The sequence below is a fragment of the Actinomadura oligospora ATCC 43269 genome (assembly GCF_000518265.1).
Taxonomy (GTDB): Bacteria; Actinomycetota; Actinomycetes; order Streptosporangiales; family Streptosporangiaceae; genus Spirillospora; species Spirillospora oligospora.
Genome location: NZ_KI912411.1, coordinates 478,235 through 496,242, shown reverse-complemented (window position 1 = coordinate 496,242; position 18,008 = coordinate 478,235). Strand labels below are relative to the sequence as shown.

Sequence of the window (18,008 nt, the reverse complement as noted above, 5' to 3'; positions counted from 1 at the left end):
GCTCCCATGCGCACGACCCCGCTGAAGACGCCCGTGCCCACGACACGCGTGCTGAAGTCGCCGCTCGCGGCGACGACCGTGCTGAAGTCGCCGCTCGCGGCGACGACCGTGCTGAGGTCGACGCTCGCCGCGACGACCGTGCTCACCCTCCTGGCCCCCGTGACGCCCGCGCTCGCGTCCCCCGCCCGGACGGCGCTGACGACCGGCTCGGTCTTCACCTCCGCCACCGTCACGCAGGCCGCGGACGGCTCGTACACGGTCGGGTGGCAGGCCCCGGACGCCGGGAACGTCACGGTCACGGCGGTCACCGACGCGTCCGGCGGCGGGACGGCGCGCGCGGTCGGCTCGGGCGGGCCGTCCGGCTCGCTCACCGCGACCGGACTGCCGTCCGCCGCGCGCTGGTACTTCCGGCTCGTCCCGGCGAACGGCGCCCCGCTCGTCGTCGCGGACCGCTCCCTGCGCCTGCCGCACGCCCGCAACCTCCGGGACGTCGGCGGCTACCGGACGGCCGACGGCCACTGGGTGCGCATGGGCGTCTTCTACCGCTCCAACAAACTGAGCGACCTCGACCAGAACGACCTGGCCACGCTCGCCGCCGACAAGGTCAGACTGGTCGTGGACCTGCGCAACATCCAGGAACGCCTCCAGGACCCGGACAAGCTGCCCTCCGGCGCGTCCTACAAGGTCGCGGACCTGATCGACATCACCAAGGGCCTCCCGAGCGGCCCGGACCTCACCCTCGCGCTGCTCCTCGCCCTGCCGAAGCTGCTGTCGTCCTCCAAGGACGCCGAGCAGAACCTCGGCTACCGGCTGATGGTGAACGCCCCCAGCGCCCGGTCCGCCTACCACGACCTGCTCACCGCGCTCGCCTCCCAGCCCGACTCCGCGCTCTTCCACTGCACCGCGGGCAAGGACCGCACCGGCTGGGGCGCGGCCGTCCTGCTGACGATCCTGGGCGTCGACCGCACCACCGTCTACAACGACTACCTGGCGAGCAACACCTACTACGGCTCCGACAGCGTCCGCGCGAACTGGCTGGACGCCGCGTTCGCCGAGGTCGACCGCACGTTCGGATCGTTCGACAACTACGTCCGCCAGGGCCTCGGCCTCTCGGACGCCACCATCACCGCCCTCAAGTCGCGCCTGCTCGCGTCCTGACGCGGAGCCTCCGATGAAACGACGCTTCCCGAGCCTTGTGACCGCCGCGACCTTGGCGGCCACCTTCGCCGTCACACCCGCCTCCGCGTCCGCCGCCGCCTGGCAGCAGGTCTCCAGCGACACCTACTACCTGACGGACGCCCTCCAGCGCTCCCAGGGCGTCACGACCGACGGCGGCGCCTGGTACTTCTCCTGGCAGTACGGCCTGAGCAAGGTCTCCCTGGACGGACGCACCCTCGCGTCCAACACCACGGCCATCCCCCTGCCGCTGGCGCTCCAGGGCGACAACCACATCGGCGGCATCGACTTCTACGACGGCAAGCTGTACGTCCCCATCGAAGACGGCAGCAAGTACCAGCACCCCTACATCGCCGTGTACGACGCCGCCACGCTCTCCTACACGGGCACCGCGTTCTCCCTGCCCCAGGACGTCCAGCGCGACGGCGTCCCCTGGACGGCCGTCGGCGACGGCTACCTCCTGTCGTCCGAGTACGACGCCACGGCGATCAACGCCTACAGCCTCGCGGACGGCCACCTGGTCAAGCGCATCACGCTCAGCCAGCCCATCCCGCACGTCCAAGGGGCGAAGGTCTACGAGGGCCGCCTGTACGCCTCGTCCGACGGCGGGACCAAGGCCGTCTACGAGGTCGCCCTTGACACCGGCGCGGTCACCCAGGTGCTGACGCCGAACCTGCCGTCCGGCACGGAGGTCGAGGCCCTGACCTTCCTCCCGCGCCCGGACGGCTCGCTGATGCACGTCCTGGACGTCGCCCCGAACCGCCTCTCGGTCAACTTCCGCCACTACCGTCCCTGATCCGCCCCGGGACGGCGAAGCCCGGGCGCTCGTGGAACGAACACGAGCACCCGGGCTTCGCGGAGTGATCAGGCGAGGGGTCAGCCGGGTCGGTCGGCCGGAGGGTCAGGGCCTCGGCAGCTGGCAGGACGCCTGCGTCAGGTCGATGTCGTTGGTGGCCGTGAGGCACTGCGCGAGCAGGTAGGTCTCCTGCCCGTAGCCGATGCCCGGGTGGATGGTCGTGGTGCCGTTCTGGTCGACCTCGCACGGGTTGTCGAGCGTGCAGGTCTCACCGTTCTCGTTGCTGGTGTTGTTGACCCCGACGACCTTGCCGGACGCGTTGTCGATCACCGGGGACCCCGACGTCCCGCCGATGGTGTTGCACGGCGCGGTGTAGCGGATCGAGTCCTTCCAGGTCCAGCTCGCCTCGCGCAGCCGGTACGCGAACGCGTCGATGTTGCAGTTGTAGGTGGTGCGCCAGTACCCCGACACCACGCTGATCGCCGACCCGGCCGTCGGGTGGGTCGTCGACAGGTTCAGCGCGTTCACGCCGTACTGGGACCTGAGCTGCGCGTACGTGGAGCGCAGCTTGTACAGCGTCACGTCGGTGTCGGTCATCGTGCTGTACTCGATCTGGGACGCCCGCAGCGTGCCGAGCGTGCCCGTCCCGCTGCTGTTCAGCAGGCTGAACGACCGCGACGAGGTGCGGTTCGTCACGACCACGCCCGGTCCCGGCATGCCGAGTTCGCTGCAGTGGCCGTTGGTGAGGACGAGCGCCGGGTCGTTGTCGGTGGACAGAGGACCGCGCACCACCGAACCGGAGCAGTTGCTCAGCGCGACGATCGCGTGGTAATCGGTCGCGGCCAGCGGCGCGGTCGGGGCGGGACGCGCGGGCAGGGGAGCGGTCGGCGCGGGGTCGGCGTTGGCGGCGACGGCGGGACCGGCGAGGAGCGCGCCGGTGGTGAGGGCGGCGACGGCCGCCCCGATGAGACGTCGGGTCATGTCGATCGGGTCCTCTCGGGCGGGGACGGTCTCCGCCGCGGTCCGCGGCGGGTGTGTCAGGACTCGGGACCAAGCGATGTCAGCGCGATGCTAGATCAGCTGCACGAAGCCGGAAAGATCCGAAATGTGCCAGTAAAGAACCCGGCATTACGACAGATACCGCCAGTGGCGTCCATGCGGGACGCGCCGTGACACGCGCCGCGCGCCGTGACACGCGCTCCCGCCGGTTGTCAGAGGCTCCCTCTACGATTCCGCACGTGACCACCTACGATGATCTCGACGGTTTCGGGGGCCTGGACGTGTCGGCCCTGTCCCTGACGCGGCAGCGCATCCTCGCCACGATCCGTGACTGGGTGGTCGGGCACGGGTACGCGCCGAGCACCCGCGAGATCGCGGACGCCGTCGGGCTGCGCTCGACGTCCTCGGTCTCCCGCCACCTGCGGGCCCTGGAGGACCTGGGCTTCCTGACCCGGTCGGCCTCGGTGTCCCGTCCGATCGACGTGCGGACGTTCCTCCGCGAGCCCGGCGTCCACACCCCCGCCGACACCGCGGTGACCGTTCCCGTCGTCGGACACATCGCCGCCGGAACGCCGATCTCCGCCGAGGAGCACCTCGAGGGCACCCTCGCCCTGCCCCGCGAGTTCGCCGGGCGCGGCACCGTCTTCGCGCTGCGCGTTCACGGCGACTCGATGGTCGACGCCGCGATCTGCGACGGCGACATGGTCGTCGTCCGGCAGCAGCCCGAGGCCCACTCCGGCCAGATCGTCGCGGCGATGCTCGGCGACGAGGCCACCGTCAAGGTCTTCCGCCGCCGCGACGGCCACGTCCTCCTGGAGCCCCGCAACCCCGCCTACGACGTCATCGACGGCGACGACGCCGCCATCCTGGGCGTCGTGGTCTCGGTCCTGCGCAGCGTCTGACCGGGGCGCGACGCGACGCCACACTGATCGGCACGTCGATGCTGGCGGCAGACCATCGGATGGGGTTTCCTTTACCTCATGCCCCTCAGTGCACGCGGACGGCTGACCGCCGAGTGAGCGATCGCCACGACCTCATCGTCACGACCGCGGTACGGGGCGACCTCGCCCGCGCGCGTGCGCTCGCCCGGACGATCGACTCCGCGCGCTACCGGGACATCGCCCACGCCGACATCGCGAGGATCGCCGACGCCGGGGGCTCGCTCGACCACGCCGACGCCGCCCTGTCCCACATCGCCGACCCCCACGTGCGCTCCCTCGTCCAGAACGAACTGCTCGGCAACGCGGTGAACCGGCACGACTTCGAGCGCGCGGAGCGCATCGCCCGCGCGGCCCCCGAACCCCACGTCCGGACGGGCCTGCTCCTCACGGTCATCCGCGGCCTGGTGGCCGCGGACCGGGCCGACCGTGCCCTGGAGCTGGCGCACGAGGTCCGCGAGGCCGTCCACGACCAGCACGATCCCCTCGACCGGGACTGGGCGAGCCTGGACGCCGTCGTCGCGGCCGTCGCCGCCGGAGACCTGCCCGGGGCCCGGCGGACGACGGCCTCCATCGGCAACCCCGTCGTCCGCGTCGGAGCCCTGGCCGAGATCGCCAAGGCCGCGGTGGACGACCCGCCCCTCGCCGCCCGCCTCCTGAAGCAGGCCACCGCCCTCGCCCGCTCCCTCCCGAACGCCGCCGACCGGGCCTCCGCGCTCCTGAGCGTCCTTCGCGCCCACCCCGCGCCGCCCCTGCCCGACGTGGCCCGCCCCCCGAAGGCCCTGACCGGCTCCTAGCCCGCCCCGAACCGCGGGTTTCTCCCGACGCTCACGCGCCCATCCCGCGTCCGGCCCGACGTCCGTCGCACCGGCCGCGGCTCCTTGCTGCCCGGAGGAGCGTCCTCATGCCGTCCCACGCGGCCCTGGCATGCCCGGCGGCGGAGATCCCCTGAGCAGGCAAAACTCTCGCGCCTCCAAGAATCTTGAAGTTCAAATCAGAGAAATCAAGATCTATACGTTGCGGAGTTAAAAAACTCAAGATACAAATGAGTGGCGGGCGTACCGCCCAAGGCAGGGCGGTCGTGCCCGTCAGCGTCAGATGCGTTCAAGGAGAGAACCGGACATGGACGAACAGCACCGGCAGGTCCTGCACCTGCTGGCCGACGACAAGGTCACCGTGGACGAGGCCGAGCGGCTGATCGACGCCCTCGAACCGGAACGGCCCGAATCCGCGGCCGGGGCCGCGACCCCTCCGAACGCCCGCCTCAGGTACCTGCGCGTGGTCGTGCAGGCGGAGGGCGACGCGGGCGAGGACGGGCCGACCCGGATCAACATCCGGATCCCGCTCCAGCTGCTGCGGGCCGGGGTCCGCCTCGCGAGCCTCGTCCCCCCGCCGGCGCTCGCCAGGGCCAACGCGGCGCTGAGCCGGTCGGGCGTGCCGATCGACCTCACCGACCTCAGGCCGCAGGACATCGAGGCGCTCGTCGACCACCTCGACGAGGTCAGCATCGACCTCGACGACCCCGGCGCCAAGGTGCAGGTGTTCTGCGAATGACCGCGACCAGGGAGAAGGAGGATCCTCCGATGACGGCAGGGCGGGCCCCGGCCATCCGCGTCCAGGGTCTGGAGAAGGCGTACAAGAAACTGAAGGTGCTGCGCGGCGTGGACTTCGACGTCGCCCGCGGCAGCATCTTCGCCCTGCTCGGCTCGAACGGCGCGGGCAAGACCACGGTCGTGAACATCCTGGCCACGCTGCTCAGGGCCGACGCCGGGACGGCGAGCGTCAACGGCTTCGACGTCGCCGCCGAGGGCGCGGACGTCCGCGGGTCCATCAGCCTCACCGGGCAGTTCGCGGCCGTGGACGAGATCCTCACGGGACGGGAGAACCTCGTCCTGGTCGCCCGGCTGCGCCGTCTCAAGGACCCGGGCCGGATCGCGGACGACCTGCTCGCCCGCTTCTCGCTCACCGACGCGGCGGCGCGGCGGGTGGCGACGTACTCGGGCGGCATGCGCCGCCGCCTCGACATCGCGATGAGCCTCGTCGGGAACCCGCCGGTCATCTTCCTCGACGAACCGACGACCGGGCTCGACCCGCAGGCGCGCATCGAGGTCTGGGACGCCGTCCGGGAACTCGCCGGGCGCGGCACCACGGTCCTGCTCACCACGCAGTACCTGGACGAGGCCGAGCACCTCGCCGACCGGATCGCGATCCTGCACCAGGGCCGGATCATCGTGAACGGCACCCTCGCCGAGCTGAGGGAACTGCTCCCGCCCGCCGAGGTCGAGTACGTCGAGAAGCAGCCGACCCTCGAGGACGTCTTCTTCGCCATCGTCGGCGACACCGGCGACAAGGACACCCCCGGCAAGGACGCCCACGACCCACGCGGCGCCGCCGCCACGCCCCCTCAGGACAGGTGATGACCCCCCGATTCCTCGGCGACACCGCCGCCCTCCTCGGCCGGTCCCTGCGTCACATCCTGCGCAGCCCGGACACCATCATCACCACCTCGGTCATGCCGATCGCCTTCATGCTGCTGTTCGTCTACGTCTTCGGCGGCGCGATCGAGCAGGGGACGGGCAGGTACGTGGACTACCTGCTGCCCGGCATCCTGATCATCACGATCGCGTCGGGCGTCTCCTACACCGCGTTCCGGCTCTTCCTGGACATGAAGGGCGGCATCTTCGAGCGGTTCCAGTCCCTGCCGATCGCGCGGTCGTCGGTCCTGTGGGCCCACGTGCTGACCTCGCTGGTCGCCAACGTGATCTCGCTCGTGGTCGTCGTGCTCGTCGCGCTCCTCATGGGCTTCCGCTCGGGGGCGGGGGTGCTCGCCTGGCTGGCGGTCGCGGGCCTGGTGATCCTGCTCACCCTCACGCTGACCTGGCTCGCCGTCATCCCCGGTCTGACCGCGAAGTCCGCGGACGGCGCGAGCGGGTTCTCCTACCCGCTCATCTTCCTGCCGTTCGTCAGCTCGGCGTTCGTGCCCACGCGCACCATGCCCGGCCCGGTGCGGGCCTTCGCCGAGCACCAGCCGGTGACGTCCATCGTCGACACCGTCCGCGAGCTGTTCGCCCAGAAGCCGGTCGGCGACGACATCTGGACGGCCCTCGCCTGGTGCGTGGGCGTCCTCGTCGTCGCCTACGGCCTCGCCACGGTCACCTACCGCCGCAAGATCGCCTGACCCGCCTCCTCACGGAACCCCCACCCGGCGTCCAGTGCGAACTGGACGCCGGGTGGGCGTTTCGCGTGTCGAGGGGGTCAGCGCAGGGTGGCGGTGAAGCTGCGCGGGGTCCCGTGGTTCCCGGCGGCGTCGATGGCGCGGTACTCGATCGTGTGGCGCCCGGCGGCGAGCTTGCCGTAGACGAGGCCGTCGACGTTCGTCCCCGTCTTGGTGAACAGGAACGGACGCGCCGAGTCGGTCGGCCAGCCGTAGTAGTTGTACCAACCGTCGCCGTCCACGCGGAACTCCGCGACCACGTATCCGGGCTGGTCGTCGGCCGGAGTGAGCTTCAGCGTCAGCTCGTCGCCCGCGGGCGGCTGCTGCGCCTGGGAGGTCACGGTCGGCGGCGTGGCGTCGACCGTCCACGACTTCGTCTCGGAGCCGACGGTCGCGGTGACGTGATGGGTCCCCGGACGAAGCGGCGGCAGGCGCAGGTCACGATCGGCCTGGACGGGACGTCCGTCCAGCCGCCATGCGACGCGCGGCGCGGACGTCGCCGGGTGCGTGGTCTCGGCGGCGATGACGCCGCGCGCGCCCACGGGACGGTCCGTCGGCGTCGTCGTGGTGAAGCCGGGGGACGTGGCGTCCGGCGGCGTCCGCACGGACGTGTCGACCGTCCAGGAACGCGTCCTGGCGAAGGACGCGCGGATCGCGGGGTCGCGGATGAAGCCGGTCGGGTCGTCCACCGTGACGCTCACGCGGTGCGCGCCGGGCCGCAGGCGCAGGCTCCGCAGGTCCAGGTCGTGACCGGCGCGCACGGGACGGCCGTCGACGGTCCAGGCGACCCGCAGCGCGTGGTCGACGGGATGCAGGGTCTCCACCCAGAGCACCCGGTCCGCGCCCACGGTGCCCTCGGGCGTGGAGCCCTGGATCAGGTCGACCTTCCGCGAGATCGCCTGCGTCATCCGCTCGCGGCCGACCTGGTCGTAGTAGTAGCCGAGCCTCTTCATGATCGAGTGCTCGCTCGGCCGCCAGACGCCCGTGCTGCAGTACAGGCCGCCCTCGTGACGCCCGATCGTCCCGCCCGCCTCACTGGGTTCGCCGAGCCAGCGCCACCACTTGCGGTGCTCCTGCCGCATCTGCGCCTCGGTCAGCAGTGTGTGGTGGATGGAGTCGGGCTCCCCGCCGCTGTACGGCCCGCCCGGGACGCCCCGGTAGTAGTAGTCGTACTCGTCGTCCAGCCCGCCGACCGAGTGGCCGAGCTCGTGCGGGGAGATCAGCGCGGACATCGCGTTGCCGCCCGACGCGGTCGCGTACGTGCCGCCCGCGCCGCCGTAGGTCGTGCTGTTGGCCAGCGCGAGGATCTGCCGGTTCGCCTCCGGGACCTCCTTGACCAGGCCCGCGTAGGTGTTCGCCGCGTCGTCGTTCATGACGAGCAGCCGCTGGATGCCGTCCGCCCGGCAGCCGCTCCAGAACGACATGCCGAGCGGTGTGTCCTTCTTGGCGTCGTTCACGCCCGGGTCGCAGCTGACGCCCGACACCTTCGACGGGATCTCCACCCGGTACACGTTGATGTAGCTGCGGTACGACTTGTACGGCTCGATGCTCCACAGCACGTTCAGGTGCTTGTCGACGTTCTGCCGGAACGCCGGCATGTCGGCCTCGGTGTAGCCGTCGCCGAGCACCACCAGGTTGAACCGTTTGGCGGGATCGCCGGTGACCTGGACGGGGACGACCGTGGCGGCGGGCTCGTCGGCGCGCGCCGGGACCGCGGCCACGACCAGGGACAGGGGGGTGATGGCCGCCGTGACGACGGCGGCCGCGCGTGTGAGCATGGCAGACCTCCTGAGTCGATCATGGTGGAGGCGACCACCCCCGGACCATCCCAGAACGGGATGATTCTGGGGATTCGTGGATCATGCGACCACTACCGGTCAAACGCGCGTGCCGAGGAGCGCGCGCCGCCGCGCGCGACGTCCGCGAACCCGCAGGTGGCCGACAGGGCGGACGGTCCGAGACCGTGACCCGTCCCCGGCCGACCTGGTCATCGGCGGTGACGGCTGACACGCTCGGCGGGACAGCTCGGCAGCGGCGACCGGGAGGCGGCATGCGGGCATCGGCGGTGACGGACGAGGTCCTGGCCGGGTGGGTGGCCGACGGATGCGAACGGGCCGTCCAGCTGGTCGCCGACCTCGACGACGAGCGGATGGTCGGTCCGCTGCTCCCGACCGTGAACCCGCTGCTCTGGGAGATCGGGCACCTGGCCTGGTTCCAGGAGAGGTTCGTTTTGCGCGATGCCTGCGGCGAGGACCCGATCCTGCCGTTCGCCGACGCCCTCTACGACTCCGGCGCGATCCCGCACGACACCCGGTGGCGGCTGGCCCTGCCGTCCCGCGCGGAGACCGTCGCGTACATGCGCGCGGTGGCCGAACGCGTCGCCGAGCGCGTCCTCCGCCCGGACGCGACGGACGTGCTGCGGCACTTCGCGCGGTACACCGTCCACCACTACGACACGCACACCGAGGCGTTCACGTACACGCGGCAGGGTCTCGCCTACCCGGCGCCGGAGCTGCCGGGCCTGACCGACGCACCGGCCCCGAAGGGCGGGGGAGCGCTGACCGGCGACGTCCGGCTGGACGGCGGACGGTTCGTCCTCGGCGCCCTCATGTCCGACCCGTTCGTCTACGACAACGAGAAGTGGGCGCACGAGATCCGGGTCGAACCGTTCACGATCGCCAGGGCGCCCGTCACGCAGGCGGAGTTCGCCGCGTTCGTCGAGGCGGGCGGCTACACCGACACCCGCTTGTGGGGCGACCAGGGCGCGTGGCTGGCGGCCACGGGCGCGACGCGCCCGCTCTACTGGCGTCCCACAGCGGACGGCGGCTGGCAGCGACGGCACTTCGACCGCTGGCTCGACCTCGAACCCGACGTCCCGGTGACCCATGTGTGCTGGTGGGAGGCCGACGCCTACTGCCGGTGGGCGGGACGCAGGCTGCCGACCGAGGCCGAGTGGGAGTTCGCCGCGACCGGCGGCGGGCACGCGGACTACCCGTGGGGCGAGGACGCGCCGACCGCCGAGCGGGCCGCGACCGACTGGCGCGGCGTCGGCCCGGCGGACGTCGGGACCTGCGCGGACGGCGACGGCCCGTCCGGCTGCCGCCACGTGATCGGGAACGTGTGGGAGTGGACGGCGAGCGACTTCACCGCCTACCCGAACTTCGAGCGCGACGCGTACGCCGAGAACTCCGAGCAGTTCTTCGGACGGCGCAAGGTGCTGCGCGGCGGCTCCTGGGCGACCCGCGGACGGTTCGTCCGCACCACGATGCGCAACTACTTCCCCCAGGACCGCCGCGACATCCTCGGCGGCCTCCGTACCTGCGCGGTCTCCCCGTGATCCTCATCGTCACCCCGGCCGCGCCCGGCAGCGCGCATGGCTGCACGCATGGCAACGGGGTGACCGCGCGCCGCTGGGCGGGGATCCTCGAAGACCTCGGCCACGAGACGGAGATCGCCGACGGCCACCGCCCAGGCGACCACACCGCGCTGCTCGCGCTGCACGCCCGCAAGAGCGCCGACGCCGTGCGCGCGTTCCACGCCGAGCATCCCCGCGCGCCGATCGTGATCGCGCTGACCGGCACGGACCTCTACCCGGACCTGGACGCCACCGGCGTGGACCGTTCCCTGCTGGAGCTGGCGGACCGGCTGATCGTCCTGCAGCCGCACGGGCTCGTCCAGGTCGGGCCGTCGCTCGCGGAGCGGACGCGCGTGATCGTGCAGTCGGTGCCCGCCATCCCGCCGCGTCCGCCCCTGGACGACCGGTTCGAGGTGGTGTTCCTCGCGCACGTCCGTCCGGTGAAGGATCCGCTGCGCCTGGCGGAGGCGACGAGGCTGCTGCCCGCCGACTCCCGCATCCGGGTGACGCACGTCGGTGAGGGCCGGGACGAGGCCCTAGGCGAAGCCCTGGCGGCGGAAACCGGCCGCAACCCCCGCTACGACTGGATCGGCCCGGTGGAACGCGACCGCGCGCTGAACGTCCTCGCGCGCAGCCGCGTCCTGGTGCTCACCTCACTTCACGAAGGCGGCGCGAACGTCATCTCCGAGGCGCTGGCCGCGCGCGTTCCGGTCGTCGCGTCCCGGATCCCCGGCTCGGTCGGCCTCCTGGGAGAGGACTACCCCGGCTACCACCCGCCCGGCGACGCGGCGGCGCTGGCCGAGACCCTGCACCGAGCCGAGCGCGACCCCGTCTTCCACGACACCCTGGTGCGGCACGTCAGCGCGCTCGCGCCGATGGTCGACCCCGCGAACGAGCGGCGGGCGTTCGCCGAACTCATGGCCGAGGTCACCGGTCACTGTCCGCCGTCCGAGGCCAGCGGCAGGTAGACGCGCCCGCCGGACGCCTGGAACTCGGCGGCCTTCTCCCGCATCCCGGCGGCCAGGGCCTGCGAGTCGTCCAGCTCGTGCTCCTGCGCGTACCGCCGGACGTCCTGCGTGATCTTCATCGAGCAGAAGTGCGGCCCGCACATCGAACAGAAGTGCGCGGTCTTGGCGGGCGCCGCAGGGAGCGTCTCGTCGTGGAAGGACCGCGCCGTCTCCGGATCCAGGGAGAGGTCGAACTGGTCGTCCCAGCGGAACTCGAAGCGCGCGTCGGACAGCGCGTCGTCCCACGCCTGGGCGCCCGGATGCCCCTTGGCCAGGTCGGCGGCGTGCGCGGCGATCTTGTAGGCGATGACGCCCGCCTTCACGTCGTCGCGGTCGGGCAGTCCCAGGTGCTCCTTCGGTGTGACGTAGCAGAGCATCGCCGTCCCGTACCAGCCGATCATCGCCGCGCCGATCGCGGAGGTGATGTGGTCGTATCCGGGGGCGATGTCGGTGGTGAGCGGGCCGAGCGTGTAGAACGGCGCCCCGTCGCACCACTCCTGCTGGAGCTCGACGTTCTCCTTGATCTTGTGCATCGGGACGTGCCCCGGGCCCTCGTTCATGACCTGGTTGTCGTACTCGGCGGCGATCCGCGTCAGCTCGCCCTGCGTCCGCAGCTCGGCGAACTGGGCCTCGTCGTTGGCGTCGGCGATCGAGCCCGGACGCAGGCCGTCCCCGAGCGACCAGGTGATGTCGTAGGCCGCGAAGATCTCGCACAGCTCGCGGAAGTGGGTGTAGAGGAAGTTCTCCTCGTGGTGCGCCAGGCACCAGGCCGCCATGATCGAGCCGCCGCGCGACACGATGCCGGTCTTGCGGCGGGCCGTCAGCGGCACGTACGGCAGCAGCACCCCCGCGTGGACGGTCATGTAGTCCACGCCCTGCTCGGCCTGCTCGATCACGGTGTCCCGGAACACCTCGTAGGTGAGGTCGGCCGGGTTCCCGCCGACCTTCTCCACCGCCTGGTACAGCGGGACGGTCCCGACCGGGACGGGCGAGTTCCGCAGGATCCACTCGCGCGTGGTGTGGATGTCGCGCCCGGTGGACAGGTCCATGATCGTGTCGGCGCCCCAGCGGGTCGCCCACGTCATCTTCTCCACCTCGTCCTCGATGGACGACGCGACCGCCGAGTTCCCGATGTTGGCGTTCACCTTCACCAGGAAGTTCCGCCCGATCACCATCGGCTCGGACTCCGGATGGTTGACGTTGGCGGGCAGCACGGCCCGTCCCGCCGCCAGCTCGGCCCGGACGAACTCCGGCTCGACGCCCTCGCGCAGCGCCGCGAACTCCATCTCCGGTGTGATCTCGCCGCGCCGCGCGTAGGCGCGCTGGGTGACGGCGCCCCCGGTGGCCGAACGCGGCGGGCGCGACGGGAACGCCCCCGCGTCCCGCAGCGGATCCCCGGACCGCCGCCCGTCGTCCTCCGGCCGGACGGCCCGTCCGGCGTACTCGGCGGTGTCGCCCCGGCCGGCGATCCACCCGGCGCGCAGCGCGGGCAGCCCGCGCCGGACGTCGGCGGTGAAGCCGGGGTCGGTGTACGGGCCGGAGGTGTCGTACAGCACCACCCGGTCACCGTTGGTCAGCGGCACCTCCCGCATCGGCACCCGCAGGTCCGGAAGGGACCCCTGCAGGTAGGTCTTGTGGGCGCGCGTGACCATGGACTTGTTGTCGCTCATGACGACCCGATCTCTCCCTACGCCGGCATTACCCGGTCAGGTTCCAGCGGTCGGCGGCCGTCTCAGCCGCGATCTCAGCCCGGTTCGCCGGGCACCCGCGATCTGTCTCGGGCCGACCGTAACCCGGCCCACCCCGGTTGCCGCAACCCCGCCCGACGGTGTACGGACGGCGAGACCTCCGTCACCTTCCGGCTCCCCGACCCGGCCCGCAGGGATGATCTCCGTCACTCCTGACACTCCTGCGGCCCGGCCTCGGAATGATCTTCGTCACTCGTGGAGGGTCTCCCGGGGCGTCCGGCCGAACCGTTCCCGGTACGCCCCCGCGAACCGGCCGAGATGCGCGAACCCCCAGCTCCGCGCGATGGCCGCGACCGTGTCCCCGGACGTCGGATCCGCCGCCCGCAGCGCCAGGTGCGCCCCGTCCAGCCGCGCCTCCCGCAGGTACGCGGTCGGCGTGGTCCCGAGCACGCGCCGGAACCCGTCCTGCAGCGCGCGGGGGCTCGTCCGGGCGGCCTCGGCGATGTCGGTCAGGCCGATGTCCCGGTGCGCGTGCTCGTCCACGAACGCGCGGGCCCGGCGCACCGCCGCCGGGAGCGTCCCGTCCGCGCCGGAATGCTCCCCGACCAGCACCGGGAACGTCGTCAGGTACACCGCCGTGAGCAGCCGGACGGCCTCCGACCGCAGCAGCGGGCCCGCCGCCCCGGACGACTCGTCCAGCAGCTCGTGCGACACGAACCGGACGGCACCGCGCCACCGCCGCACCCGCTCCCCGGACAGCGGCCCGGCGAGCACCGGCGTCACCGGCGCCCCGAGGACCTCCTGCGCCGCCCGCGCCAGCGCGGGCCGGGTGATGCCGACCACGCCGAACTCCGCCGCGGGCCAGCGGGCGTGCGCCGGACCGCCCGGCGGCAGCGCCACGAACCCGCCCCGGACGGCCCGCGCCTCGTTCCGGCCCGCCTCCACCGCGTACGCGCCGTCCAGCACGCACACCACGACGAGGAAGTCGCGCGGGTCGGTGACCAGGCGGGTGCCGAGCGTGTGGGTGATCCGGCCGAGCGAGATCCGGCCCTCGACGGCCGTCGCCGCCCGGAACCGGAACGCGGCCCGGTCCCCGCTGAACCGGGGCCGGTGGCCGACGTAGTTCCGGCGCAGAAAGCCGTGGGCCTCGTCGATGTCGCCGGTCACGAGCTCGCTGCGCGTGACCGGACCGCCGTTCCTGCGCGCGTCCATGCGGGGCCTCCGCTCACCTCCGGGCCGTCACCGTACGCCCTGTCCGCCCAGCGCACCCACTGTCCGGACGGCGAAGGCATCGGTTGCCCCGGTCCGGCGCGTCCGCTTCGCTGGACGGCGGGGCGGGGCAGGGACGGCCGGCGGCGGGGGGAGCCGGAAACGGGCCGCCGGCCGGACCCGTCCCGCCCCGCCGTCCCCCGCCTCTGTTCCCTCCCCGGTCACCCGGCCTCCGGCTGCCGGACGCCCCCGGGGTCTTTCGCATCCTTACCGATAGGGTCAGGATCATTGGGGACAGGGAGGCGAGCACGGCGGTGGATGCTGAGACCGGGACGGGACCGGTGACCGGCCGGATCTGGACGGTGCCCAACCTTCTGAGCTTCGCGCGCCTGCTCGGCGTGCCCCTGTTCCTGTGGCTGGTGCTGTCGGGCCAGGACTGGTGGGCGCTCGGCGTGCTGGTGTTCGCGGGCCTGTCCGACTGGCTCGACGGCAAACTCGCCCGCGCCCTGAACCAGACGAGCAAGCTCGGCACGGTCCTCGACCCGGCCGCCGACCGTCTGTACATCCTCGCCACGCTCGTCGGGCTGACCGTCCGCGACGTGATCCCGGTGTGGCTCGTGGTGATCCTGCTGGCCCGCGAGGTCGCCATCACCCCGATCGTCCCGATCATGCGGCGGCTCGGGTACGCCGGGACGCTCCCGGTCCACTTCGTCGGCAAGGCGGGCACGATGTGCCTGCTCTACGCCTTCCCGCTGCTGCTGGTCGGCGACCACCACGGCTGGTGGGCCACCACCGCACGCGTCGGCGGCTGGGCCTTCGCGATCTGGGGCGTCGGCCTCTACTGGTGGGCCGCCGTCCTGTACTGGGCGCAGACCGTCCAGCTCGCCCGCGCCACCCCGCCCGACCAGGACGACGGGCCCGACGCGTCCGGCGCGTCCGACCACGACGGCCCTGCGGCGGCGCCTCCCCTCCCCACCCCGGACCGCGACGCGTCCGGCGACCAGAAGGGAGCGCAGACCCCCCGTTGACATCCACCCCCGGATGCCGTCGGTTCTACCCCTGAGGAGAATTGATGAAGGCCGTCGTCATGGCGGGCGGCGAGGGGACGCGGCTGCGTCCGATGACCGCCAACCAGCCCAAGCCCCTGCTCCCGCTGGTCAACCGGCCGATCATGGAGCACGTGCTGCGCCTGCTGAAACGGCACGGGTTCGACGAGACCGTGGTGACGGTGCAGTTCCTCGCCGCGCTGATCCGCAACTACTTCGGGGACGGCGAGGAGCTCGGCATGAGCCTGAGCTACGCCACCGAGGAGGTGCCGCTCGGCACCGCGGGCAGCGTGAAGAACGCCGAGGAGGCGCTGCGCGACGACCGGTTCCTGGTGATCTCCGGGGACGCCCTCACCGACATCGACCTCACCGACATGGTGCGGTTCCACGAGGAGAACGGGGCGCTGGTCACGATCGGCCTCAAGCGGGTCCCGAACCCCCTGGAGTTCGGGATCATCATCGTGGACGAGCGGGGCCGCGTCCAGCGCTTCCTGGAGAAGCCGACCTGGGGCCAGGTGTTCTCCGACACCGTCAACACCGGCATCTACGTCATGGAGCCGGAGGTGCTCGACCACGTCGCGGCGGGCGAGCCGGTCGACTGGTCCGGGGACGTGTTCCCCCGGCTGCTCGCCGAGGGCGCCCCGCTCTTCGGGTACGTCGCCGACTGCTACTGGGAGGACGTCGGCACCCACGAGAGCTACCTCAAGGCGCAGGCCGACATGCTGTCCGGCCTGGTCGATCTGCCCGTCGACGGGTTCGAGGTGTCGCCCGGCGTGTTCGTCGCCGAGGGCGCGGAGGTGGACGCCGAGGCCGTCCTGAAGGGCCCGCTGTACATCGGCGACTACGCCAAGGTCGAGGCCGGGGTCGAGCTGCGCGAGTTCACCGTCCTCGGCAGCAACGTCGTGGTGAAGGAGGGCGCGTTCCTGCACCGGGCCGTCGTCCACGACAACGTGTTCGTCGGGCCGTCGGCGAACCTGCGCGGCTGCGTGATCGGCAAGAACACCGACATCATGGCGGGCGGCCGGGTCGAGGAGGGCGCGGTCGTCGGGGACGAGTGCGTCATCGAGGCCGAGGCGTACCTGTCCAGCGGGGTGAAGGTCTACCCGTTCAAGACCGTCGAGGCCGGCGCGGTCGTCAACACCAGCGTGATCTGGGAGTCGCGGGGGCAGCGCAACCTGTTCGGACCGCGCGGCGTGTCCGGGCTGATCAACGTCGAGATCACGCCGGAGCTGGCCGTCCGGCTGGCCAGCGCGTACGCGACCACGCTGAAGAAGGGCGCCACGGTCGTCACCGGCCGGGACGCCTCGCGCGCGGCCCGCACCCTGAAGCGCGCGGTGATCAGCGCCCTCACCGCGTCCGCGATCGACGTCCAGGACCTCGAGGCGTGCGCGCTGCCGCTGGCGCGGTTCGAGACCGCCCGCGAGGACTGCCGCGGCGGCATCTACATCCGCACCACGGCCGGTGACCCGCAGGGCGTCGACATCCTGTTCCTGGACGAGGACGGCGCGGACCTCTCCCAGGCCGCGCAGCGCAAGCTGGACCGGGTGTACGGCCGCCAGGAGTTCCGGCGGGCCTTCCCCGGCGAGATCGCCGAGCTGAGCTACCCCGCGCGTGTCGTGGAGACCTACACCCGCGACCTGCTGCGCCTGGTCGACGGGACCGGCGTCCGCGCGGCCGGGCTGAAGCTCGTCCTGGACTGCGCGGGCGGCACCGCGTCGCTGGTGCTGCCGACGCTGCTCGGCAAGGTCGGCGTGGACGTGCTGACCCGCAACGCCAAGCTGGACGAGGTGAACCCGACCGAGACGGTCGCCGAGCGGATGCGCGACCTGCAGCGGCTCGGCGAGCTCGTGTCGTCGTCGCGGGCCGCGTTCGGCGTCCGGTTCGACCCGGTCGGCGAGCGGATCTCGCTGGTGGACGAGAACGGCGAGCTGATCAGCGACGACCGGGCCCTGCTGGTGATGCTGGACCTGGTCGCGGCCGAGCGCCGCGGCGGCCACGTCGCGCTGCCGGTCACCACCACCCGGGTGGCCGAGCAGGTCTGCCGGTACCACGGCGTCCGGGTGCAGTGGGTGTCCACCTCGCAGGACGTCCTGACCCGCGCCGCCGCCGACCCCGACGTGATCTTCGCCGCGGACGGCCGGGGCGGGTTCCTGATGCCGGAGTTCTCCTCGACCGTGGACGGGATCGCGGCGTTCGTCCGGCTCGTCGGGCTGGTCGCGCGGACCCGGATGACGCTGTCGCAGATCGACCGCCGCATCCCGGAGGCGCACCTGCTGCGCCGGTCGGTGCCGACGCCGTGGGCGGCCAAGGGCAGCGTCATGCGGACGGTCGTGGAGGCCGCGGACGGCCGCACGATCGACACCACCGACGGCGTCCGCGTCGTGGAGGACGACGGCCGCTGGGTCCTGGTGCTGCCCGACCCGTCCGAGGCCGTCACGCACCTGTGGGCCGAGGGCCCGGACGCCGACGCCGCCCAGGAGCTCCTGGAGGAGTGGGCCACGGTCGTCGAACGCGCCGGAACCTGACACGCCAAGAAGCCCCCGGCCTCCGGCCCGCGCAGGCGAGATAGTCCGGGCCCGC

15 protein-coding genes and 1 riboswitch are annotated in these 18,008 nt (G+C 72.3%); of the genes, 11 read left to right on the top strand and 4 right to left on the bottom strand.

The window, feature by feature from the left end; genetic code table 11:
* The first annotated feature begins 6 nt into the window (after positions 1–6).
* The gene (locus P696_RS0139190; protein ID WP_157430202.1) at positions 7–1,158 is read left to right on the top strand and encodes a tyrosine-protein phosphatase; all 1,152 of its coding nucleotides are present in this window, start codon (positions 7–9) and stop codon (positions 1,156–1,158) included.
* A 13-nt stretch (positions 1,159–1,171) separates the two neighbouring features.
* A complete protein-coding gene (locus P696_RS0139185) occupies positions 1,172–1,972 on the top strand; it encodes a DUF6923 family protein (RefSeq protein WP_157430201.1) in 801 nt (266 codons plus the stop codon).
* 105 nt (positions 1,973–2,077) lie between these two features.
* Here P696_RS0139185 and P696_RS0139180 read toward each other — a convergent pair whose 3' ends face one another.
* Entirely contained in the window at positions 2,078–2,953 is an 876-nt protein-coding gene (locus P696_RS0139180) for a trypsin-like peptidase domain-containing protein (protein WP_026416597.1), read from the bottom strand.
* Positions 2,954–3,201: 248 nt separating this feature from the next.
* On the opposite strand from P696_RS0139180, the gene lexA reads away from it, so the two are divergent.
* From lexA to P696_RS0139155, 5 genes are all read left to right on the top strand, one after another.
* Positions 3,202–3,873, top strand: a complete 672-nt coding sequence (gene lexA / locus P696_RS0139175; RefSeq protein WP_245627997.1) for a transcriptional repressor LexA — start codon at positions 3,202–3,204, stop codon at positions 3,871–3,873.
* A 113-nt stretch (positions 3,874–3,986) separates the two neighbouring features.
* Entirely contained in the window at positions 3,987–4,706 is a 720-nt protein-coding gene (locus P696_RS0139170; RefSeq protein WP_026416595.1) for a hypothetical protein, read from the top strand.
* Between the two features lie 325 nt (positions 4,707–5,031).
* Positions 5,032–5,463 (top strand): SHOCT-like domain-containing protein, encoded by a 432-nt coding sequence (locus tag P696_RS0139165; protein ID WP_026416594.1) that lies wholly within the window; start codon positions 5,032–5,034, stop codon positions 5,461–5,463.
* Between the two features lie 29 nt (positions 5,464–5,492).
* A complete protein-coding gene (locus P696_RS0139160) occupies positions 5,493–6,326 on the top strand; it encodes an ABC transporter ATP-binding protein (protein WP_026416593.1) in 834 nt (277 codons plus the stop codon).
* Positions 6,326–7,087, top strand: a complete 762-nt coding sequence (locus P696_RS0139155; RefSeq protein ID WP_026416592.1) for an ABC transporter permease — start codon at positions 6,326–6,328, stop codon at positions 7,085–7,087. Before P696_RS0139160 ends, P696_RS0139155 begins: the two co-directional genes overlap by 1 nt.
* A gap of 77 nt (positions 7,088–7,164) precedes the next feature.
* Here P696_RS0139155 and P696_RS0139150 read toward each other — a convergent pair whose 3' ends face one another.
* Positions 7,165–8,901, bottom strand: a complete 1,737-nt coding sequence (locus tag P696_RS0139150; protein WP_026416591.1) for a M64 family metallopeptidase — start codon at positions 8,899–8,901, stop codon at positions 7,165–7,167.
* A gap of 272 nt (positions 8,902–9,173) precedes the next feature.
* Between P696_RS0139150 and senA the strand changes: the two genes are divergently transcribed.
* Positions 9,174–10,460: a selenoneine synthase SenA gene (senA, locus tag P696_RS0139145; protein WP_051468849.1), complete on the top strand. Its 1,287-nt coding sequence runs from the start codon at positions 9,174–9,176 to the stop codon at positions 10,458–10,460.
* The gene (gene senB, locus P696_RS51125; RefSeq protein WP_051468847.1) at positions 10,457–11,446 is read left to right on the top strand and encodes a selenoneine biosynthesis selenosugar synthase SenB; all 990 of its coding nucleotides are present in this window, start codon (positions 10,457–10,459) and stop codon (positions 11,444–11,446) included. Before senA ends, senB begins: the two co-directional genes overlap by 4 nt.
* Here senB and thiC read toward each other — a convergent pair.
* Together thiC and P696_RS53435 are read right to left on the bottom strand one after the other, a co-directional pair.
* Positions 11,413–13,137, bottom strand: coding sequence for a phosphomethylpyrimidine synthase ThiC (thiC, locus tag P696_RS0139135; protein WP_425394185.1), 1,725 nt, complete (start codon positions 13,135–13,137; stop codon positions 11,413–11,415). The genes senB and thiC overlap by 34 nt on opposite strands.
* A gap of 13 nt (positions 13,138–13,150) precedes the next feature.
* A riboswitch (TPP riboswitch) is annotated at positions 13,151–13,264 on the bottom strand.
* Between the two features lie 158 nt (positions 13,265–13,422).
* On the bottom strand, positions 13,423–14,385 hold the full coding sequence (locus P696_RS53435; RefSeq protein WP_051468845.1) for an AraC family transcriptional regulator: 963 nt from the start codon (positions 14,383–14,385) through the stop codon (positions 13,423–13,425).
* A 311-nt stretch (positions 14,386–14,696) separates the two neighbouring features.
* Between P696_RS53435 and clsA the strand changes: the two genes are divergently transcribed.
* Both clsA and P696_RS0139120 read left to right on the top strand, forming a co-directional pair.
* The gene (gene clsA / locus P696_RS51115; protein WP_051468843.1) at positions 14,697–15,410 is read left to right on the top strand and encodes a cardiolipin synthase ClsA; all 714 of its coding nucleotides are present in this window, start codon (positions 14,697–14,699) and stop codon (positions 15,408–15,410) included.
* Positions 15,411–15,454: 44 nt separating this feature from the next.
* Entirely contained in the window at positions 15,455–17,953 is a 2,499-nt protein-coding gene (locus P696_RS0139120; RefSeq protein WP_026416588.1) for a mannose-1-phosphate guanyltransferase, read from the top strand.
* Positions 17,954–18,008 lie beyond the last annotated feature (55 nt).

Excerpts from the sequence above, each read along its gene's own strand:
- senA (WP_051468849.1), top strand. The coding sequence starts at position 9,174 with ATGCGGGCATCGGCGGTGACGGACGAGGTCCTGGCCGGGTGGGTGGCC.
- P696_RS53435 (WP_051468845.1), bottom strand. The coding sequence starts at position 14,385 with ATGGACGCGCGCAGGAACGGCGGTCCGGTCACGCGCAGCGAGCTCGTG.
- thiC (WP_425394185.1), bottom strand. The coding sequence starts at position 13,137 with ATGGTCACGCGCGCCCACAAGACCTACCTGCAGGGGTCCCTTCCGGAC.
- P696_RS0139180 (WP_026416597.1), bottom strand. The coding sequence starts at position 2,953 with ATGACCCGACGTCTCATCGGGGCGGCCGTCGCCGCCCTCACCACCGGC.
- P696_RS0139160 (WP_026416593.1), top strand. The coding sequence starts at position 5,493 with ATGACGGCAGGGCGGGCCCCGGCCATCCGCGTCCAGGGTCTGGAGAAG.
- P696_RS0139165 (WP_026416594.1), top strand. The coding sequence starts at position 5,032 with ATGGACGAACAGCACCGGCAGGTCCTGCACCTGCTGGCCGACGACAAG.
- P696_RS0139190 (WP_157430202.1), top strand. The coding sequence starts at position 7 with ATGCGCACGACCCCGCTGAAGACGCCCGTGCCCACGACACGCGTGCTG.
- P696_RS0139150 (WP_026416591.1), bottom strand. The coding sequence starts at position 8,901 with ATGCTCACACGCGCGGCCGCCGTCGTCACGGCGGCCATCACCCCCCTG.
- P696_RS0139185 (WP_157430201.1), top strand. The coding sequence starts at position 1,172 with ATGAAACGACGCTTCCCGAGCCTTGTGACCGCCGCGACCTTGGCGGCC.
- P696_RS0139155 (WP_026416592.1), top strand. The coding sequence starts at position 6,326 with ATGACCCCCCGATTCCTCGGCGACACCGCCGCCCTCCTCGGCCGGTCC.
- P696_RS0139120 (WP_026416588.1), top strand. The coding sequence starts at position 15,455 with ATGAAGGCCGTCGTCATGGCGGGCGGCGAGGGGACGCGGCTGCGTCCG.